The following is a 20,353-nucleotide window of genomic DNA, read 5'->3' on the forward strand; positions in this document are numbered from 1 at the left end:
GGAGGTTCGTCCTCCCGGGGTTCTTTTTATGGCTGAGAGCGGCCCAGTCCGGTCAGGATCGCCGTTTCTGGGACGCTTCAGTTTTCCTGAGGTCGCCCTTGGAAAAACCTCGCTCGTAAATCCCATCGCGCAGCACGACATTGCTCGACGATACGATTGTCGAGGAACGTCATGGCCGCCACGCAAAGTAAGAGCAGCCGCTTCATCAGTGGGTTCGGGGCCCAGGTCCTGATCGCGATGGTCGCGGGCCTGGGCTTGGGGCTCTTGGCACGTCACCTGGGGCCTTCCGAAGGTCAGGCCGGCTACGCCTTGGCCGAGACCCTGCGGCAGGTGGGGCAGATCTTCGTCCAGTTGCTGCGCGTGCTGGTCCCGCCGCTGGTGTTCACGGCGATTGTCGCCAGCATCGCCAACATCGCTCAGATGCAGAACGCCGCGCGCCTGGTATGGCGGACGCTGTTCTGGTTTGCGGTCACCGCCCTGATCTCGGTCGTCATCGGCATCGCGCTGGGCCTCGTCCTCCAGCCCGGCCTGCACGCCAGCCTCGACGCCGCCGCAGCCAAGGCGCCCAAGACGCATGGATCCTGGCTCGATTTCCTGACGGGCCTCGTGCCGGTGAACATCCTGGGCCTGGCCGCCTCGACCAAGATATCGGACGCCGGCGCGGCCAGCACGTCGCTGTCGTTCAACGTCCTGCAGATCGTGGTCATTTCGATGGTCACCGGCGTCGCGGCCCTCAAGGTCGGCGAGGCGGGGGAAGCGTTCCTGAAGTTCAACGCCTCGGCCCTGGCCATTGTCCGCAAGGTGCTGTGGTGGGTGATCCGCCTGACGCCGATCGGTACGGTCGGTCTGTTCGGTAACGCTGTGGCCCAGTACGGCTGGACGACCCTGGGCCAGTTGGGCGCGTTCACCTTGGCCATCTACGCCGGGCTCGGCCTGGTTTTGCTGGTCGTCTATCCGGGCCTGCTGGCCCTGAACGGCCTGAACCCGATCCGCTTCTTCCAGAGCGCGTGGCCGGCGATCCAACTGGGCTTTGTCTCGCGCTCGTCCATCGGCACGCTGCCGGTGACCGAGACGGTCACCGAGACGCGCCTGGGTGTGCCGCGCGCCTACGCCGCCTTCGCTGTGCCCCTGGGCGCGACCACCAAGATGGATGGCTGCGCGGCCATCTATCCGGCCATCGCCGCAATCTTCGTCGCCCAGTTCTTCGGGGTGCATCTGGTCTGGTCGGACTATCTGCTGATCGTCTTCGTGTCGGTCATCGGCTCGGCGGCGACGGCCGGCCTGACCGGCGCGACGGTGATGCTGACCCTGACCCTCTCCACCCTGGGGCTGCCTCTGGAAGGGGCGGGGCTCTTGCTGGCCATCGATCCGATCCTCGACATGGGGCGCACGGCGGTGAACGTCGCGGGCCAGGCGCTGGTCCCGACCCTGGTCGCCAAGCGCGAGGGCATCCTGGACCTGGAGGCCTACAACGCCGCCGGTTCGTCGGGCGAACCCGTGCTCTACGCGGCCGAATAGGCGAGCGCGGTTGCACGGTGACGCTTTAGCGGCGAGTTTGCCCGCCTCGTGAAGCGTCCCCGGGGGATTCCATGGCCTTGAAGACGAAGACCGGCGGCCCCCCGGGGCCGAGCCGACGCGGATTCCTGTCTGGCGCGGCCGCGCTGGCGGGTCTGGCTGTGACGGCGCCTTCGGCCTTCGCGCGGGCTTCCGGGCGCGTCGAGGCCCTGCTGGCCCAGATGACCCTCGAGGAGAAGGCCGGCCAGCTGTCGTGCTTCGCCGACATGATCCGCCCGCCGATCGGGGACATCAATCCGCTGGTCAACATCCGCAACGCCCAGACCCTGATCGCCGAGATCAAGGCGGGGCGGATTGGAACCCTGATCAATGGGGTCGGCGCCCAGGCCGCGCTCGACACCCAGAAGGCGGCGGTCGAGGGTTCGCGGCTGAAGATCCCGCTGCTGTTCGCGGCCGACGTCATCCACGGCTTCCGGACCGTCTACCCCATCTCGCTGGCCGAGGCGGCCAGTTTCGATCCGCATCTGGCCGAGCGGACGGCGCGGGCGGCGGCGGTTGAAGCCTCGGCGTCGGGCCTTCACTGGACGTTCGCGCCGATGGTCGACGTGGCGCGCGACCAGCGCTGGGGGCGCGTGGCCGAAGGCTCGGGCGAGGACGTCTATCTGGGCGAGGTCATGGCCGCCGCCCGCGTGCGCGGCTTCCAGGGGCGCGACCTGAGGGCCGAGGACAGCATGCTGGCGACGCCCAAGCACTTCGCCGGCTATGGCGCGGTGATGGCGGGCATGGAGTACAACTCGGTCGAGATGTCCGAGGCGACGCTGCGCGAGACGCACCTGCCGCCGTTCCAGGCGTCGTTCGCCGCCGGGGCGATGACCACGATGTCGGCTTTCAACGACATCAACGGCATTCCCGCCACCGCCAATCGACGCCTGCTGACCGACATTCTGCGCGGGGAGTGGGGCTTCAAGGGGGTCGTGATCTCGGACTACACCGCCGACCAGGAACTGGTGGCGCACGGCTATGCGGCCGATGATCGGGACGCCGCCCGCCTAGCCATTATGGCCGGCATCGACATCAGCATGCAGAGCGGCCTCTACAACCGCTACCTGCCCGAACTGGTCACCTCGGGTGCGGTGCCCGTCGAGGCGGTGGACCAGGCGGTGCGGCGCGTGCTGGCGCTGAAGGAGGCGATTGGTCTCTTAGACAATCCCTACCGGTCCCTCGACCCTGAGGTCGAGCGCAAGCATACCGCTACGCTGGCGATGCGGGCGCTGAGCCGCGAGTCCGGCGCGCGGTCCATCGTGTTGCTGAAGAACGACCAGGGCCTGCTGCCACTGCCGAAGGCCGGCAAGCGGCTGGCGTTGATCGGTCCCTTCGCCGACGACCGCGACAATGTGCTCGGCGCGTGGGGCGGTTTCTTTGCGGACCGCAGGCTGAACGTCGACCTGGCCACCGGCTTGCGGGCCCAGATGGCCGATCCCGCCAACCTCATCGTGGAGCGTGGCTGCGAGGTCGAGACGACCATCGCCGGCGGCTTCGAGCGCGCCGTCGCCGCAGCGCAGGCGGCGGACATCGTCCTGCTGGCGGTCGGCGAAAGCCAGGACATGACCGGCGAGGCCAAGTCGCGCACCGACATCCGCATCCCGCCCGTCCAGCAGCGCCTGGCCGAGGCGATCGCCGCCACCGGCAAGCCCGTGGTGGTCCTGCTCCGACACGGCCGGGCCATCGCGCTGGAAGGCGTGGTTAAGGACGCTCCCGCCATTCTGGCGACCTGGTTCCTGGGCAGCGAGATGGGCCACGCCGTGGCCGACGTGCTGTTCGGGACGGTGAACCCTTCCGGCCGGCTGCCGGTCAGTTTCCCGATCGAGAGCGGCCAGCAGCCGTTCTTCTACAACAGCCGCACCACCGGGCGGCCTGCGCCCGCCGATCCCAACGCCCAGGAGTACAAGGCGCGCTGGCGGTCGATCCGCAACGACGCGCTCTATCCGTTCGGGTTTGGGCTGGGTTACACGAGCTTTAGCCTGTCGGACCTCAAGCTGAGCACGGCTCGCCTGGCGTGGGACGATACGCTGCGCGTCACCGCCAAGGTCCGGAACACCGGGCAGGTTCACGGTGACCATGTGGCGCAACTGTACATCCGCGACCGGGTCGCCAGCCGGACGCGTCCGGTCAGAGAACTGAAGGGTTTCCAGCGTGTCAGCCTGGCGCCCGGCGCCGAGCGCGAGGTCCATTTCGAGCTCAGGCGCGAAAACCTGATGTTCGTCGGCGACAACGACTATTGGACCGTTGAGCCAGGCGCCTTTGACGTCTGGGTCGCCAACTCCTGCGTCGACGGGCTGATGGGCAGTTTCGAGCTGCTGCCCTTCGATCAGGGCTGATCCCCGAATCAGGGTCTTGGCGAAACCGCGTCCGAACGGCCTCCAACCCGTCTTCGAAGACCTTGTTCTCGTCGCGAAAACGGGCTCAGCGGCAAGAAGTGGGGTGGCTGCAAGGATTGGCGCAGCGCAATGCTTGGAAGGCCTTAAGCCTTGATGTGAAAGGGTTTTTCCAACTTCGGAGCGTGTTCGAATGCGTTCCTAGGGTTGTGCGCGCGACCAATATCGATCTGCGGCCGCGTGTCTCGTTGAAAGGTGTTGGAAAGGAAATATGGTTACCGAGAATTAGCCTTAGTGTGGCTATCTTGGGGCGCTTGCGTATTGGGCGTCTTTAAATTGCTCGGGCGCACGTGGGGGCGTCCACCAGCAAGGATGGACGAATGGCGATCTCCAATCTTTCCGCCGCGCAGATCTCGACCCTTTCGGTCACCGCGATCCAAGGTCTAACGACGACCGACATCCAAGCGCTCAACGGAACCCAGATCGCCGCTATCAGCGCGACGGGCATCGGCGCGCTCGCCACCACCCAGGTCGCCGCGCTTTCCACCACCCAGGTCAAGGCGCTCACCGCCACCCAGATCCCGAAGTTCGCGACTTCGGTGGTGTTCGACGTCACCCAGCTGACGCAGCTTTCCACCCAGCAGGTTTCGGCGCTCACCTCCACCCAACTGGCGGCGCTCGACACCTCCCACATCGCCGTCCTCAGCGCGACGCAGCTTGGGGCGCTTTCGGCGACCAATTTCTCGGGTTTCGACACCACCCAGGTCGGCCAACTGAACGAGACCCAGGTCAAGGGCCTGACGGCCAGCCAGATCAAGGGGCTGACCACCACCGACATCGGCGAACTGGCCGGCACGCAAGTCGCCGCGCTGGCCGCTGATCGCGTCGCCGCGCTCAGCGTCACCAACCTGTCGGCGCTGGACGCGACGCAGGTGGGAGCGCTCAGCACAACCCAGGTGGCGGCGCTCTCGACCACCCAACTGAAGGGGCTCACCACCACAGATATCGGCGAGTTGGCGACGACCCAGGTCGGCGCGCTCTCCGCCGCCCAAGTCGGGGCGCTGTCGGCGACGAACTTCTCGGCGCTGAGCGCCACGCAGGTCGGCGCGCTGTCGGTGACCCAGGTCAAGGGCGTGACCGTTGACCAGATCAAGGGGCTGTCGACCACCGACATCGGCGAGTTGGCCGACACTCAGGTCGGTGCGCTGAGCACGGCGCAGATCGGCGCTCTGGCGACCACCCAGACCCAGCAGCTTTCGACGACCCAACTGGCGGTGTTGGCCTCGACCCAGGTCGCCGCCCTGGGCGCCACGAATTTCTCGGCGTTGAACGCCACCCAAGTCGGCGCCTTGAACGAGACCCAGGTCAAGGGCCTGACGGCCGCGCAACTCGGCGCTCTGACCACGACGGATATCGGCGAGCTCGCGGACACCCAGATCGCGGCGCTGTCGGCGACCCAGCTTGGGTCCCTCTCGGCGAGCGCCTTCTCGGCGTTAGACGCCACGCAGGTGGCGGCGCTGTCGACGACGCAGGTCAAGGGCCTGACGACGACCCAGCTGAAGGGCCTGACGACGACGGATGTCGGCGAGCTGGCCGACACCCAGATCGGCGCGCTGGCGACCAGCCAGCTGGCCGGGGTGACGGCGACCAACGTCTCGGCGCTTAGCGCGACCCAGGCTGCGGCGCTGTCGGTCACTCAGATCAAGGGTCTGACGGCCGACCAGTTGAAGGGGCTTTCGACCACCGACATCGGCGAACTGGCCGACACCCAGGTGGCGGCGCTGTCGGCTGACCAACTGAAGAACCTGTCGGCGACCAATGTCTCGGCGCTCAGCCAGACCCAGGTTTCGGCCCTGACCAACACCCAGGTCGCGGGGCTTACCACGACCCAGCTCAAGGGGCTGTCGGTCACCGACATCGAGGAGCTGTCGGCCACGCAGGTCGGGGCCCTTACGACGGCTCAGGTCGGCTCACTGGCCTCGACCCAGGTGCAGGAGCTGTCGACCACCCAGATCGGCGGTCTGTCCTCGACGCAGGTCGGGGCGCTGACCGCCACGAATCTGAGCCTGCTCGACGCCACCCAGTTGGGCGCCCTGACGACCACGCAGCTGAAGGGGCTGACCAACGCCCAGATGGCCGGGCTGACGACGACCAATGTCAGCAATCTGGCGGACACCCAGGTCGGCGCCCTGTCGTCGACCCAACTGGGCGCCCTGACCGCGACGGGCTTCTCGACCCTCAATGGCACCCAGGTCGCCGCCTTGTCGGAAACCCAGGTGAAGGGTCTGACCGCAACCCAGCTGAAGGGGCTGACCACCACCGACATCGGTGAACTGGCGACCACCCAACTGGCGGCGCTGTCGACGGCGCAACTGGGCGCGCTGACGGCCACGAACGTGTCGGCGCTGGACGCGACCCAGACGGCCGCGCTGACCACCACGCAGATCAAGGGCCTGACGGCGGACCAGCTCAAGGGCCTGTCGACCACGGACATCGGTGAACTGGCCGACACCCAGATCGCGGCCCTGTCTGCTGACCAGATCAAGAATCTGTCCGCCACCAACGTCTCGGCTCTGAGCCAGACCCAGGTCGCGGCGCTGAACGCCACCCAGATCAAGGGTCTGACGACGACCCAGCTGCAAGGCCTGACGACCACCGATGTTAGCGAGCTGGCCGACACCCAGATCGCTGCTCTGGCCACGTCGCAGATCACCGCGCTGAGCCTGACCAATGTGAAGAGCCTGTCGGCCACGCAGGTCGGCGCTCTGAGCGCGTCTCAAGTGGGAGCCCTGTCGGCGACGAACTTCTCGGCGTTCGACGCGACCCAAGTCGGGGCGCTCAATGAAACCCAGATCAAGGGCCTGACCACGGCTCAGCTCGGCGGGTTGACGACGACGGACATCGGCGAACTGGCGACCACCCAATTGGCGGCGCTGGCTTCGACCCAGATCGGCGCGCTGACGCCCACCGCCTTCTCGGCGCTGGACGCCACCCAGACCGCCGCCCTGACGACGACCCAGGTCAAGGGCCTGACCGCGACGCAGCTGAAGGGGCTGACGACCACTGACATCGGTGAGCTCGGCGACACCCAGGTGGGCGCCCTGAGCGCCACCCAGCTCGGCGCGCTGACGGCGACCGGTTTCTCGGCCTTGAACGGAACCCAGGTCGCGGCGCTGACCACGACCCAGGTCAAGGGCCTTACTGCGGATCAGGTGAAGGGGCTGACGACCACCGATATCGGCGAGTTGGCTGACACCCAGGTCGCGGCCCTGTCCGCCGACCAGATCAAGAACCTGTCGGCGACCAATGTCTCGGCGCTGAGCCAGACCCAGATCGCCGCGCTGAGCAACACCCAGGTCCAGGCGCTGTCGACGACGCAGTTGAAGGGCCTGACGACGACCGACATCGACGAGTTGTCGTCCACCCAGGTGGGCGCGCTGTCGGCGGCCCAGATCACGGCCCTGGCCTCGACCCAGGTGCAGGAGCTGTCCACCACCCAGATCGGTGGTCTCTCCTCGACCCAGATCGGCGCTCTGACGCCGACGAACTTCAGCCTGATGGACGCCACGCAGTTCGGGGCGCTGACCTCGACGCAGCTCAAGGGCGTCACGAACGGCCAGCTGGCTGCGCTGACGACGACCAACGTCGGTAACCTTGCAGACACCCAGGTGGCTGCGCTCTCGGCGAGCCAACTGGGCGCTCTGAACGCGACCAACTTCTCCACCCTGAACGCCACCCAGGTCGGCGCGCTCACCGAGACGCAGATCAAGGGCGTGACGGCCACGCAGCTGAAGGGCCTGACGACCACGGACGTCGCCGAGCTGTCGACGACCCAGGTCGCCGCGCTTTCGGCGGCGCAGATCGGCGCCCTCTCAGCGACGAATGTGTCGGCGCTGGACGGAACCCAGGTCGCGGCGCTCACCACCACCCAGGTTAAGGGGCTGACGGCCGACCAGATCAAGGGTCTGTCGACCACCGACGTCTCCGAGCTGGCCAACACCCAGATCGGCGCGCTGACGGCCGACCAGATCAAGAACCTTTCGCCCACCAACCTGTCGGCGTTGGACGCCACCCAGACCGCCGCCCTGACCGTCACGCAGCTCAAGGGCCTGACGAACACTCAGCTGGCCGGGCTGAGCACCACCGACATCAGCGACCTGGCCGATACGCAGATCGCAGCGCTGTCGTCGGCGCAGATCACAGCGCTGAACGTCCAGGACCTGACGACCACCCAGATCTCGGGTCTGAGCTCCACGGTCATCGGGGCCATCGGGCCGACCAAGTTCTCGGCCTGGAACGCCACCCAGGTTGCCGCCCTGAACGCGACGCAGCTGAAGGGTCTGACCACCAGTCAGTTGACGAGCCTGACGACGACGGACATCGGCGAACTGGCAGACACCCAGGTGGCCGCGTTGACCGCGACCCAGCTCGGCGCGCTCTCGCCCACGGGCTTCTCGGCGCTGGACGCCACCCAGGTGGCCGCGCTGTCGAGCACCCAGATCAAGGGTCTCACCGCCACCCAGCTGAAGGGCCTGACCACCACCGATGTCGGCCAACTGGCCGACACCCAGGTGGCCGCGTTGACCGCGACCCAGCTTGGCGCGCTCACCGCGACCGGCTTCTCGGCGCTGAATGAGACGCAACTGGCGGCGTTGAGCGCCACCCAGGTCAAGGGTCTGACCGCCGATCAGTTGAAGGGTCTGACGACCACCGACATCGGTGAATTCTCGACGACCCAGATCCAGGCCCTGACGGCCGACCAGCTCAAGAACCTGTCGGCGACCAACATCTCGGCCCTGGCGGACACCCAGATCGCGGCGCTGAGCAACACCCAGATCCAGGCGCTTTCGACGACCCAGCTGAAGGGCCTGTCGGTCACCGATATCGACGAGCTGTCGGCGACCCAGGTCGGCGCGCTCTCGGCGGCGCAGATCGGCGCCCTGGCCACGACGCAGGTCCAGGAACTGTCGACCACCCAGATCGGCGGCCTGGCGTCCACCCAGGTCGCGGCGCTGTCCACGACCAATCTGAACCAACTTGACGCCACTCAACTCGGGGCGCTCAGCACCACCCAGATCAAGGGGCTGACGGCGGATCAGCTGAAGAACCTGTCGACGACGAGCGTCAGCGCCCTCGTCGACACCCAGGTCGGCGCTCTGTCGGCGACCCAGTTGGGCGCGTTGACCGCGACGGGCTTCTCCACCCTCAACGCCACCCAGGTCGGCGCGCTCAGCGAGACGCAGGTCAAGGGTCTGACGGCCACCCAACTGAAGGGGCTGACCACCACCGACATCGGTGAGCTGGCGACGACCCAGTTGGGGGCGCTCACCGCGGTGCAGATCGGGGCCCTGACGACGACCGGCTTCTCGGCGCTGAACGCAACCCAGGTGGGGGCGCTCACCACGACCCAGATCAAGGGTCTGACGACGGATCAACTCAAGAACCTATCGACCACCGACATCGGCGAACTGGCCGACACCCAGGTGGCGGCCCTGACCGCCGACCAGATCAAGAACCTGTCGACCACCAACATCTCGGCGCTGTCAGCGACCCAGTCGGCGGCCCTGACCTCGACCCAGATCAGGGGGCTGACCAATACCCAGATTCAAGGGCTGACCACCACGGACGTGGGCGATCTGGCCGACACCCAGATCGCGGCGCTGCAGACCTCGCAGCTCGCGGCCCTGGCCACGACCCAGGCCCAGACCCTGTCGACTACCCAGCTTGGCGCGCTGAGCGCTACGCAGGTCGGTGCGCTGACGACCCAGGCCTTCTCGGCTCTGGACGCGACCCAGGTCGGCGCTCTGACGACGACCCAGGTCAAGGGGCTGACCAATAGCCAGCTGTCGGCCCTGACGACCACGGACGTCGGCCAGCTCGCGGACACCCAGGTGGGCGCCCTGAGCGCGACCCAGCTCGGCGCTCTGACGGCCACGGCTTTCTCGGCCCTGGACGCCACCCAGACGGCGGCGCTGACGACGACCCAGGTCAAGGGCCTGACCGTGACGCAGCTGAAGGGCTTGACGACCACCGACATCGGCGACCTCGCCGACACCCAGGTCGGCGCGCTGAGCGCGACCCAGCTGGGCGCCCTGACCGCCACCGGCTTCTCGTCGCTCAACGCCACCCAAGTGGCGGCGCTGTCGGCCACGCAGATCAAGGGCCTGACCGCCGATCAGCTGAAAGGCCTGAGCACCACCGACATTGGTGAGCTCTCGACCACGCAGATCACGGCTTTGACCGCCGATCAGCTGAAGAACCTCTCCGCGACCAATATCTCCGCCATGGCGGACACCCAGGTCGCGGCGCTGAGCAACACCCAGATCCAGGCGTTGTCGACGACGCAACTGAAGGGCCTGTCGGTGACCGACATCGACGAGCTGTCGGCGACCCAGGTCGGGGCTCTGTCGGCGGCCCAGGTCGCGGCGCTGGCCTCGACCCAGATCCAGGAGCTGTCGACCACCCAGATCGGTGGCTTGTCGGCCACCCAGATCGGCGCGGTCTCGGCGACCAACATCAGCCTGCTGAACGCCACGCAGGTGGGGGCGCTCACCACGACCCAGGTCAAGGGTCTGACGGTCGCCCAACTGGCGGGCCTGAGCACCACCAATATCGGCGATCTGGCCGATACGCAGGTGGGGGCGTTGAGCTCGACCCAGCTGGGCGCGCTGACCGCCACCGGCTTCTCGACCCTCAACGGCACCCAGGTGGCTGCGCTGAGCAGCACTCAGCTCAAGGGCATGACGGCCACGCAGCTTAAGGGCCTGACCACCACCGATATCGGTGAACTGGCCGACACCCAGATAGCCGCTCTGACCGCCGCTCAGATCGGGGCGCTGTCGTCGACCAATGTCTCGGCGCTCAACGCCACCCAGGTCACCGCCTTGACCACGACCCAGGTCAAGGGCCTGACCGTGGATCAGCTGAAGGGCCTGACCACCACGGACATCGGTGAGCTGGCTGACACCCAGATCGCGGCCTTGGTCCCCAGCCAGTTGCTGGCGCTGTCCACGACCAATCTTTCGGCTCTGAACGCCACCCAGATGGGTGCGTTGACCGTGACGCAGATCAAGGGCCTGAGTGTCGACCAGGTGAAGGGTCTGTCGACCACGGATATCGGCGAGCTGGCCGACACCCAGGTTGGCGCTCTGACAACGTCGCACATCGGCGCCTTGGCGACGACCCAGGCGCAACAGTTGACCACCACCCAGCTGTCCGCCCTGACGGGCTCGCAACTGGGCGCCCTGACGGTCACGGCCTTCTCGACGCTGGACGCCACCCAGGTGGGGTCCTTGACGAGCACCCAGGTCAAGGGCCTGGGCACAACCCAGCTGGCGGCTCTGAACACGACGGATATCGGCCAGTTCGCCGACACCCAGATCGCTGCGCTCAGCACCCAGCAGCTCGGCGCCCTGTCAGCGACCAACCTCTCCGCGCTGGACGCCACCCAGACCGCCGCGCTGTCGACGACCCAGCTCAGGGGTCTGTCCACCACGCAGCTCAAGGGCCTGAGCTCGACGGACGTCTCGGACCTCAGCGCCACCCAGATCGGCGCTCTGGCCTCGACGCAGCTTGGCGCTCTGACGACGACGGTGATCGACAGCCTGACCACGACCCAGATCGGACAGCTGCAGACCACCCAGCTACCAGGCTTGACGACGACCCAGCTGGACTTCCTCTCGACGACCAATATCGAGGCGATGACCAGCACTCAGGCCAACGCCCTGACCGCCACGCAGGTGCAAAGCCTGAGCGACGCCCAGGTCATCTCGTACCTGACCGTCACCTGATCTTGAGCCCGGCCGCCGATGTCTCCGGACGTCGGCGGCCGATCGCCTCTCGGCCGATGGTCGAGTTTCCGCCCCCATGCCATGATCGCGTTCGGTCGACTCGCGCGCCGCGTTCGCTTGCGCCTGTCCGCCGCCCCTCGGTTTCAGGAAGACAATGGCTGACCTCGACGCCCTGGAAATGCTCAGCAAGCTGACCGCAGACGGCTGCTCGCTGGGCGATGTGATCACCCTGGCCAGCAACCTTGCGACCGGCGGCCAACCGGCGCTTGCGGACCAGGCCTACAAGATCTGGATCAAGTTCAACCCAGACCATCCGCAGCTCTGCGTGGCCCTGTTCAACCGCTCGGTCCTCCAGGCCGCGCTCGGCGACAATGTCGCCGCCGCCGCCTCGCTGGAGCAGGCTATTCAGATCAATCCTGAGTTCATGCCCGCCTATGTCAATCTGGGCGGGCTCCAGGAACGCGCCGGCCTGCAAGAACTGGCGATCGCGACCTGGGAGGCCGGAGCCAATCGGCCGATCGTGTTGAACGGCATGGGGGTCAGCTACGCCTTCACCTGCCTCAAGCAGATCGCGCGCTTGCTGGGCGAGATGCACCAGCCCGCCCGGGCGGAACTGGCCTTGCAGCGGGCGGCGGATATCGATCCAAAGGCCATGGACGTCATCGGCCAGCTGGTCGCCACGCGCCTGTCGCAATGCAAATGGCCCGCCGTCCAGCCGACCGAGCGCCTGAGCCGCGAAACGCTGCTCAACGGGGTCAATCCGCTGTCGATCGCGGCCTATTCCGACGATCCGCTTCTGCAGCTGGGCGCGGCCAATCAGTTCATCGAGCGCGAAGCCAAGACCACGCCAGAGCAAGTCCGTACCGATCGCCGCGACGCGCCGATCGACTTGGCGGGGCGCCGCCCCCGGATCGGCTATATTTCGTCCGACCTGCGCGACCACGCGGTCGGCTACCTGATGGCCGAGCTCTTCGAGGTGCACGACAAGGCCAAGGTCGAGGTATTCGCCTACTACTGCGGACCAGAGTCCAGCGATGGCCTGAACACACGCATCCGGGCGGCGGCCGAGCATTTCATCGACATCCGCCCCATGAGCGACGACGAGGCCGCCCAGCGCATCGCCGACGACGGCATCGACATCCTGGTCGACGTCAACGGCCACACCCGCGACGCCCGCACCGCCGTCTTCGCCCGCCGCCCCGCGCCGATCCTGGTCAACTGGCTGGGCTATCCCGGCACGATGGGCAGCGACTACCACCACTACATTATCGGCGATCCGTGGATCATCCCGCCGGAAATGGAGCTCTACTATTCGGAGGCCGTTCGCCGGATTCCCTGCTACCAGCCGAATGACCGGCGACGCATCGTGGCCAGCGACGTCCCGACGCGGACCGAGGCGGGCCTGCCCGAAGACAGCTTCGTCTTCTGCTGCTTCAACGGCACGCAGAAGATCACGCCCCACGTCTTTGACCGGTGGATGGAGATCCTCAAGCGCACGCCCGGCAGCGTGCTCTGGCTGCTGGACAGCAACCCCGAGACCAACGCCCGCCTGCGCGACGCCGCCGAGGCGCGGGGCGTTGACCGCATGCGTTTGGTCTTCGCGCCCAAGATGCCCAACGCCTTCCATCTGGCGCGCTATCGCCTGGCGGACCTGTTCCTGGACACCACGCCCTACGGCGCCCACACGACGGCTTCCGACGCGCTCTGGATGGCCGTGCCGGTCCTGACCTGGTCGGGCCGCTCGTTCGCCTCGCGGGTCTGCGGCAGTCTGGTGCGCAGCGCCGGCTTGCCCGAACTGGTCGTGGATAGCGCCGCAGCCTATGTCGAAAAGGCCGTCGAGATCGGTTCGGATCGTGCGCGCGCCCAGGCCTTGCGCGCCACGCTGGAGGCCAATCGCGACACCTGCGTGCTCTTCGACATGGACCTGTTGGCCGACAAGCTTGAGACGCTCTACGGCGAGATGATCGCCGAGTATCAGGCGGGCCTGCGTCCTCAGCCGAACCTCGCCAATCTGGCGACCTATCTCGCGGTGGGTCTCGCCTTGGATCGGGACGAGCGCGAGGCGCAAGACGAGCCTGATCTGCACGATGTCTATCGCCGCGAGCTGGCGCGGCGACACGCCGTCAAGGCCATCGCGCCCGATGGCCGCCTGTGGGAGGGGCAGGGCCGGTGAACCGCGAGCAACTGCAGGCCCTGAAGCTGGACGGCTACGCGCCGCGCACCATGCTCGACATCGGCGCGCACGTGGGCAGCTTCACGCGGGGCTTCCTGCAGGTGTTTCCCGACTGCGCGCCGACCCTGGTCGAGCCCAACCCGTTCTGCGAGCCGGACCTGGCGGCCATGCCGTTCGAGCGCCATATGGTCGCGGCCTCGCACGAGAACGGCGAGGCCGAACTGTTCCTGACCAAGGAATGGCTGCAGTCGACGGGCACGTCGCTCTATCGCGAGAATACCGACTTCTTCCGCGACGACGTGATGATCCGCCGCGTGGTGCCCAAGGCGCGGCTGGACGACCTGCTGGCCGGGCGGCGCTTTGACTTCGTCAAGATCGACACCCAGGGCGCGGAGCTGGACGTGCTGCGCGGCGGCGAGGCCGTGCTGCGGCAGGCGGACTACATCCTGCTTGAGATCTCGGTGGTGAACTTCAACGAGGGGGCCCCGCCCGCCGAACAGGTGTTCGAGCAACTGCGGGCGATGGGTTTCATGCCGGCCGACGTCACCGATTTCCATCGCCTGCGGGGTGTGCGCGACGGTGGTCTTCTGCAACTGGATTTCCTGTTCAAGCGCCGGGCGGCGCGGCCCTCGCAGTTTGGCCAGCTCACGGGCCTCAATGCGCTGGGCGAGCTGGTCGCCCATCTGCGGGCCCGCAAGGCGCAGGATCCGGCTTTCCGCGTACTGCTGATCGGCGGTGGACCGCCCGGATGGCCCGAGGACCTGCGCGACGCCACCCTGGGCGGACCGACCGGCGAGTACGCCGGTGACCTCTCTGATCCGGACACATACCGAGCCCTGCTGACGCGGGTGGCGCGAGAAGGGCGGTTCGACTACGCCGTTGCGCCGCACGTTCTGCAGACCCTGGCGCGACCTTCGGTGCTGCTGGACCGCCTGCCGCTGCTCGCCGAAGCCGGCTGGATCACCACGCCCTCGCGCTATCTGGAGGTGCTGAAGATCGAGGGCGCGCATCGCGGTTTCGCGCATCACCGTTGGGGCGTCGACAACGACCAGGGCCTATTGGTCCTGGCGCCGAAGACCCCGCTGGTCGAGCGCATGGCCTTTCCGGGTGAAGCGCAGTGGCGACAGGCGACCGACCGTTTCGAACTACAGGTCGGCTGGCGCGGCGGGCTGCGCTACGAGATCCTGATGGGGGAGGGCGTTCTTCCCGGACAGGCGGCGGCGACGGCGCTGCTGGGGCGCTTCTTCGAGGGCGTGACCCCCGACGAGGTCGTTACGCCTCCGGAGACCGAGGCGCCGCTGGACGTCGCCGCTGAACTGGACAGGGCGATAGCCGCTGCACGGGACCTGAACTCCGGGCTGCACCCTTTGGGGCGCATCAAGTACTATCATGACGCGGTCAGCCTGATCCTGTGCGAGCCGCTGAGCGCCGAGCGCCTGGCCCTGTTCGAAGCGCTGCTCGATGAGGCGGCGACGCTGCAGGTAGAGCCTCCGTCGCCCGAATGGCGCGACTGGGTGATCCACTATCAGGTGGTGATGGAGGCGTTGACGGGCGGCGAGCTGGACGCGCCCACACCGGCGGCGGTCGACGATGGCCCCCAGGTCTTTCTGACCGGCGATGGCCGCACGCTCGACGCCGAAGGGCTGAAGGCGCACGCCGACGCCCTGGGCGTCAGGGTGGTGTTCTTCGCCGCCGCCGACGCGCGTTATGTCGAACTCTACGGGCGCTGGCTGGCTTTGTCGGTCATCAAGCACAGTGACGTGCCGTTCCTGGTCATGATCCATGTGATCGGCGGGGCAGAGCGCCTCGCGGACGCTGCTGCGACCGTCGGCGTGAACGATCCGCGCCTCGTCTTCACGGGAGACGCCTTCGACGCCTCGGCCGTCACAACGCGTTGCTACGAAGCGCCGCCCAAGGGGCTGATCGAGATTCCGGTCGCGCACTATCAGTCGGTGCGTTTCCAGCGCCTGGGCGGGCTGCTGGACCTGCTACAGAGGCCGGTGTTCGTCTCCGACATCGACCTGCTTTTGCAGAGGGGCGTCGAGGACCTTCTGGACCAATGGCGCGACGCCGATTTCGTGCTCAACGAGAATGAGCGCAACACCCAGGCGGGCTCGCGGATCACCGCCAATCTGCTCCTGGCGCGCCCCACGGCGACGACCGCAATCATGCTGCGCTGGCTGCGCGCCTATCTGGACGAGCGGCTGTCGCGCGAGACGGTCACGCGCTGGATCGACCAGGTCGCGCTGAATCTGGCGCGCCATCACCTGGCTTTGCAGGTCCAGGACGCGAAGATCGGCGCCTTCGACACGCTCAGCGACATCAACAACGTGATGTTCAGCGCGTACGTGCCTGGCCATCCATTCCGGTTTCTGTCGCTGTATCACGGCTTCGATACGTCGACTCTGGAGGAGTAGGGCGCTCAGAACCCGACGCGGGCCCGCATCAGGGTGGCGTCGCCGCACCTGGCCCACAGGTCAGCGCCGTCATCGGTTAGGCGGCCCTCCGCCGTGACCGTCTCGCCGGCGAAGGCGGGTTTGAGCGCGCGGAACGAGAAGCGGCTGATCGCCTGACGAGGCATGGCGTCCAGCAGCAGCAGGGCGATCAGAGGGCCATGGACGACAAGGCCTGGATAGCCCTCGATCTGCGTCGCATAGCCCAGGTCGTAATGGATGCGGTGGCTGTTCGAGGTCGCGGCCGAGAAGGCGAAGAGCAGGACGGGGTCGGTGGCGGTGTCCCGGCTCCAGTCGGTTGTCGTGGGAGGCTCGCTGTCGGCCACGCGCGGCGCGGGCGCTGCGCTCGTATAGACGATGGTCTGGCGCTCCCGCACGCGGACTTCGCCCGCCTGTGAGACCACGCGATCGACGGTGACGAAGGTGAGGGGACCGCTGGCGCCCGGCTTCTCCTCGATATTGGCGACCGTCTCAACCAGTTCCGTCTCCTGGCCCGGTACGAGCGCGCCTGAGAAGGTCATGTCGGCCGAGGCGAACATCCGGCGCGGCGCTTCGATCGGCGGTAGGAACAGGCCGCGACGCGGGTGGCCGTCAGGGCCGAGATCCGCGCGGGATACGGGCTCGGCCAGACAGGCCCAGTGCCAGGCGGGCGGGACCTCGCAGGGCGCCTCCCGGTTCAGCAGCGCGGCCAGTCTGGCGAGGTCGGAGGCCGCCAGCACGGCGGTCCTCTTGCGCGTCCGCCCGATCCAGTCCGCGTGCGGCGACATCAGTAGGAGCGCGGCAGGCCGAGAACGTGCTCGGCGACATAGGCCAGGATCAGGTTCGTCGAGATCGGGGCCACCTGGTAGAGGCGCGTCTCGCGGAACTTGCGCTCGATGTCGTACTCCTCGGCGAAGCCGAAGCCGCCGTGCGTCTGCAGGCACATGTCGGCCGCCGCCCACGAGGCTTCCGAGGCCAGCATCTTGCCGATATTGGCCTGCTCGCCGCAGGGCTGGCCGGCATCGTAGCGCGCCGCCGCGTCATAGATGGTCAGCCGCGCGGCGTGGGTCTGGGCGTAGGCGCGGGCGATCGGGAACTGCACCCCTTGGTTCTGACCGATGGGGCGTCCGAAGACGACGCGGCTATTGGCGTAGTCCCGCGCTTTGCCGATCAGCCAGGCGGCGTCGCCCAGGCATTCGGCCCCGATCAGGATCCGCTCGGCGTTCATGCCGTCGAGGATGTAGCGGAAGCCCTTGCCTTCCTCGCCGATCAGGCTGTCAGCGGGGATGACGAGGTTGTCGAAGAACACCTCGGTCGTGGCGTGGTTCAGCATGGTGGCGATCGGCTTGATCGTCAGGCCCTTGCCGAGCGCGGCGCGCATGTCGACCAGGAACACCGACAGGCCGTCGGCCTTGCGGGCGACCTGGTCCTTGGGCGTGGTGCGGGCCAACAGCACCATCAGATCGGAGTGCTCGGCCCGGCTGGTCCAGACCTTCTGGCCGTTGATCACATAGGTGTCGCCCTCGCGGCGGGCGAAGGTCGAGATCGAGGTCGTGTCGGTGCCGGCCGTGGGCTCGGTGACGCCGAAGGCTTGCAGCCGGATCGAACCATCGGCGATGCGCGGCAGCCAGGTTTCCTTCTGCGCCGTCGAGCCGTGGCGCAGCACGGTGCCCATCGTATACATCTGGGCGTGCAGGGCCGCCGCGTTGCCGCCGCTGGCGTGGACCTCTTCCAGGATCGCCGCCGCCGCCGTCAGGCCAAGCCCGCCGCCGCCGTATTCCTCGGGGATCAGAACGCCCAGGAGACCGGCCTTGGTCATCGCCTCGACGAACGCGGTGGGATAGGCCTTCTCGCGATCCAGGCCGCGCCAGTAGGGCGGGGGGAAGTCGCGGCAAAGGGCCCGCACCGTGTGGCGCAGGGCCTCGATCAGTTCCGGGTCGGCGAGCGACATCAGACGCGCTCGAAGGCCAGAGCCGCGCCCTGGCCGACGCCGATGCAGAGGGTGGCGAGGCCGCGCTTACCGCCGCTCGCCTCCAGTTGACGCAGGGCGGTGAGCACCAGCCGCGCGCCGGACGCGCCCAGCGGGTGGCCCAGCGCGATGGCGCCGCCATTGGCGTTCACATGCGCGCCGTCGTCAGGCAGGCCCAGCTGGCGCAGCACCGCCAGGCCCTGGGCGGCGAAGGCCTCGTTCAGCTCGACGGCGTCGAAGTCGCCGATGGCGAGACCCGTCCTGGCCAAGAGCTTGCGGACGGCCGGAACCGGCCCGATCCCCATCACGCGCGGCTCGACCCCGGCGGTGGCGTAGCCCGTGATCCGGGCGTGCGGCGTCAGGCCATGGCGCTTCACGGCGTCCTCGGAGGCGATGATCAGGGCCACCGCGCCGTCATTGACGCCTGAGGCGTTGCCGGCCGTGACCGTGCCGCCCTCGCGGACAATGGGTTTCAGCTTGGCCAGGGCTTCCATGGTGGTTTCGCGCGGGTGTTCGTCGCGATCGACGATCGTCGGGCCCGCCTTGCCGGGGATCTCGACCGGCGTGATCTCGCTGGCCAGGAAGCCATTGGCCTGGGCGGCGGCCGCTCGCGCCTGGCTGCGCAGGGCGAAGGCGTCCTGGTCCTGGCGGTTGACGCCGTAGTCGGTGGCGACGTTCTCGGCCGTCTCGGGCATGGAGTCGACGCCGTACAGCTTGCGCATGGCGGGGTTGATGAACCGCCAGCCGATGGTGGTGTCGAAGATTTCAGCGTTGCGGGAGAAGGCGCTGTCGGCCTTGCCCATCACGAACGGCGCGCGGCTCATGCTCTCGACGCCGCCGGCGATGACGAGGTCATTGTGGCCCGAGGCGATGGCGCGGGCGGCGTAGCCGACGGCCTCCAGGCCCGAGGCGCAGAGGCGGTTCACCGTGACGCCGGGAACCGAGACGGGGTAGCCGGCCAGCAGCAGCGCCATGCGGGCGACATTGCGGTTGTCCTCGCCGGCCTGGTTGGCGCTGCCCATGGCGATCTCGTCGATTGCTGCGAGATCCAGGCCTGGGTTCCGCGCGGCTAGGGCCTTGAGCGGGATCGCCGCCAGGTCGTCGGCGCGGACCTTCGAGAGCGACCCGCCATAGCGTCCGAAAGGTGTGCGGATGCCGTCACACAGATAGGCGGCCGTCATGCGAACTCTCCCCGTTATCGCGATCAAACACTTGTTAGATGCGCGAGGTCGGAGCCTCAACGGTTTTCGAGATTGACGAAGGGGAAGTCGTAGGCCTCAGCGCTTGATCGAGACGGGCGCCGTCATGCGCAGGATCTCGCGGCTGCGCCGGGTGATGCCGTAGAGCGTTCCCTTGTCGCTCTCATCCCAGTCGATGGCCTGTCCTTCGGCCTCCATCGGCAGGGTTTGAAGATGGTCGAGCACGCCGCCCCCTTTCGGAAGCGCCACGACGTAGAGTTCGGGCAGGTCGTGGCCGCTCAGATAAAGCCGTCCATCCGGACCCCAGCCGCCGCCCGAGATACTCATCGGCTTGATGCGCTCCAGGATCGAGGCGGGCAGGGCCCAGCCTTCCAGGCGTCGCCACTGGTCGTCGAACTTGACCAGGGTCGTGTGGCGGTGATCGCGCGGCGCCTCGCCGCCCTTGCCGTCATAGTTGGCGAACATCGCCCACCAGAAGCCGTCCTTGCGATCGACCCAGGTGATCGATCCCGTCCCCAGCCCCAGGGAGACGCTCTTGCGATGCGCCAGGGTCATCGGATCGAAAAACTCGACCGTGCTGACATGGGGCGTGCCGGGAAAGTTCGAGCTGGCGCAGACCAGATCCTTGGCGATCACGGCGCAGGAATTGATGTGCGGAAACCGCGAGCGCTCGCCGGTCCATTCGCCGCGCTTCTCGCCGGTCTTCTTGTCCAGGCGGACGATGTTGAAATTGCTGACCGCAAAGAGGTCGTGAGGGCCGACCGCCACGCCCTGAGTGGCGTTGCTGGCGTAGCGGCGGGCCGTCTCGAAGCCGGCTGCCGTCGCAGGCGGGCGGCGGGCGGGGTGATCGTGGCGACTTGAAGCGCCGCAGCAATCGCCAGAACGAGTGACACGATCGAC

General features: G+C 67.6%; 8 protein-coding genes and 1 pseudogene. 5 read left to right on the forward strand and 4 right to left on the reverse strand.

Annotated elements, in window-relative coordinates; all coding sequences use genetic code 11:
- Positions 1–171 precede the first annotated feature (171 nt).
- From OVA11_RS08590 to OVA11_RS08610, 5 genes are all read left to right on the forward strand, one after another.
- A complete protein-coding gene (locus tag OVA11_RS08590; protein ID WP_268067034.1) occupies positions 172–1,518 on the forward strand; it encodes a dicarboxylate/amino acid:cation symporter in 1,347 nt (448 codons plus the stop codon).
- 71 nt (positions 1,519–1,589) lie between these two features.
- Entirely contained in the window at positions 1,590–3,893 is a 2,304-nt protein-coding gene (locus OVA11_RS08595; protein WP_268067035.1) for a glycoside hydrolase family 3 N-terminal domain-containing protein, read from the forward strand.
- A 347-nt stretch (positions 3,894–4,240) separates the two neighbouring features.
- Positions 4,241–11,680, forward strand: a complete 7,440-nt coding sequence (locus OVA11_RS08600) for an ice nucleation protein (RefSeq protein WP_268067036.1) — start codon at positions 4,241–4,243, stop codon at positions 11,678–11,680.
- A gap of 154 nt (positions 11,681–11,834) precedes the next feature.
- Positions 11,835–13,853, forward strand: coding sequence for an O-linked N-acetylglucosamine transferase, SPINDLY family protein (locus tag OVA11_RS08605; protein WP_268067037.1), 2,019 nt, complete (start codon positions 11,835–11,837; stop codon positions 13,851–13,853).
- Positions 13,832–16,270: an FkbM family methyltransferase gene (locus OVA11_RS08610; protein WP_268067038.1), complete on the forward strand. Its 2,439-nt coding sequence runs from the start codon at positions 13,832–13,834 to the stop codon at positions 16,268–16,270. Before OVA11_RS08605 ends, OVA11_RS08610 begins: the two co-directional genes overlap by 22 nt.
- Before the next feature lie 5 nt (positions 16,271–16,275).
- Here the strand turns inward: OVA11_RS08610 and OVA11_RS08615 are convergent, their stop codons facing one another.
- From OVA11_RS08615 to OVA11_RS08630, 4 genes and pseudogenes are all read right to left on the reverse strand, one after another.
- Entirely contained in the window at positions 16,276–17,073 is a 798-nt protein-coding gene (locus OVA11_RS08615; RefSeq protein ID WP_268067039.1) for an FAS1-like dehydratase domain-containing protein, read from the reverse strand.
- The gene (locus OVA11_RS08620; protein ID WP_268067040.1) at positions 17,073–18,236 is read right to left on the reverse strand and encodes an acyl-CoA dehydrogenase family protein; all 1,164 of its coding nucleotides are present in this window, start codon (positions 18,234–18,236) and stop codon (positions 17,073–17,075) included. The genes OVA11_RS08615 and OVA11_RS08620 overlap by 1 nt, the downstream gene beginning before the upstream one ends.
- Positions 18,236–19,435, reverse strand: a complete 1,200-nt coding sequence (gene pcaF / locus OVA11_RS08625; RefSeq protein WP_268067041.1) for a 3-oxoadipyl-CoA thiolase — start codon at positions 19,433–19,435, stop codon at positions 18,236–18,238. Before pcaF ends, OVA11_RS08620 begins: the two co-directional genes overlap by 1 nt.
- 96 nt (positions 19,436–19,531) lie before the next feature.
- Positions 19,532–20,346, reverse strand: a pseudogene (locus tag OVA11_RS08630) (hypothetical protein).
- Positions 20,347–20,353: the final 7 nt, after the last annotated feature.

This window comes from Caulobacter sp. SL161 (genome assembly GCF_026672375.1).
Lineage (GTDB): Bacteria > Pseudomonadota > Alphaproteobacteria > Caulobacterales > Caulobacteraceae > Caulobacter.

Excerpts from the sequence above, each read along its gene's own strand:
- OVA11_RS08590 (WP_268067034.1), top strand. The coding sequence starts at position 172 with ATGGCCGCCACGCAAAGTAAGAGCAGCCGCTTCATCAGTGGGTTCGGG.
- OVA11_RS08595 (WP_268067035.1), top strand. The coding sequence starts at position 1,590 with ATGGCCTTGAAGACGAAGACCGGCGGCCCCCCGGGGCCGAGCCGACGC.
- OVA11_RS08605 (WP_268067037.1), top strand. The coding sequence starts at position 11,835 with ATGGCTGACCTCGACGCCCTGGAAATGCTCAGCAAGCTGACCGCAGAC.
- OVA11_RS08615 (WP_268067039.1), bottom strand. The coding sequence starts at position 17,073 with ATGTCGCCGCACGCGGACTGGATCGGGCGGACGCGCAAGAGGACCGCC.
- OVA11_RS08620 (WP_268067040.1), bottom strand. The coding sequence starts at position 18,236 with ATGTCGCTCGCCGACCCGGAACTGATCGAGGCCCTGCGCCACACGGTG.
- pcaF (WP_268067041.1), bottom strand. The coding sequence starts at position 19,435 with ATGACGGCCGCCTATCTGTGTGACGGCATCCGCACACCTTTCGGACGC.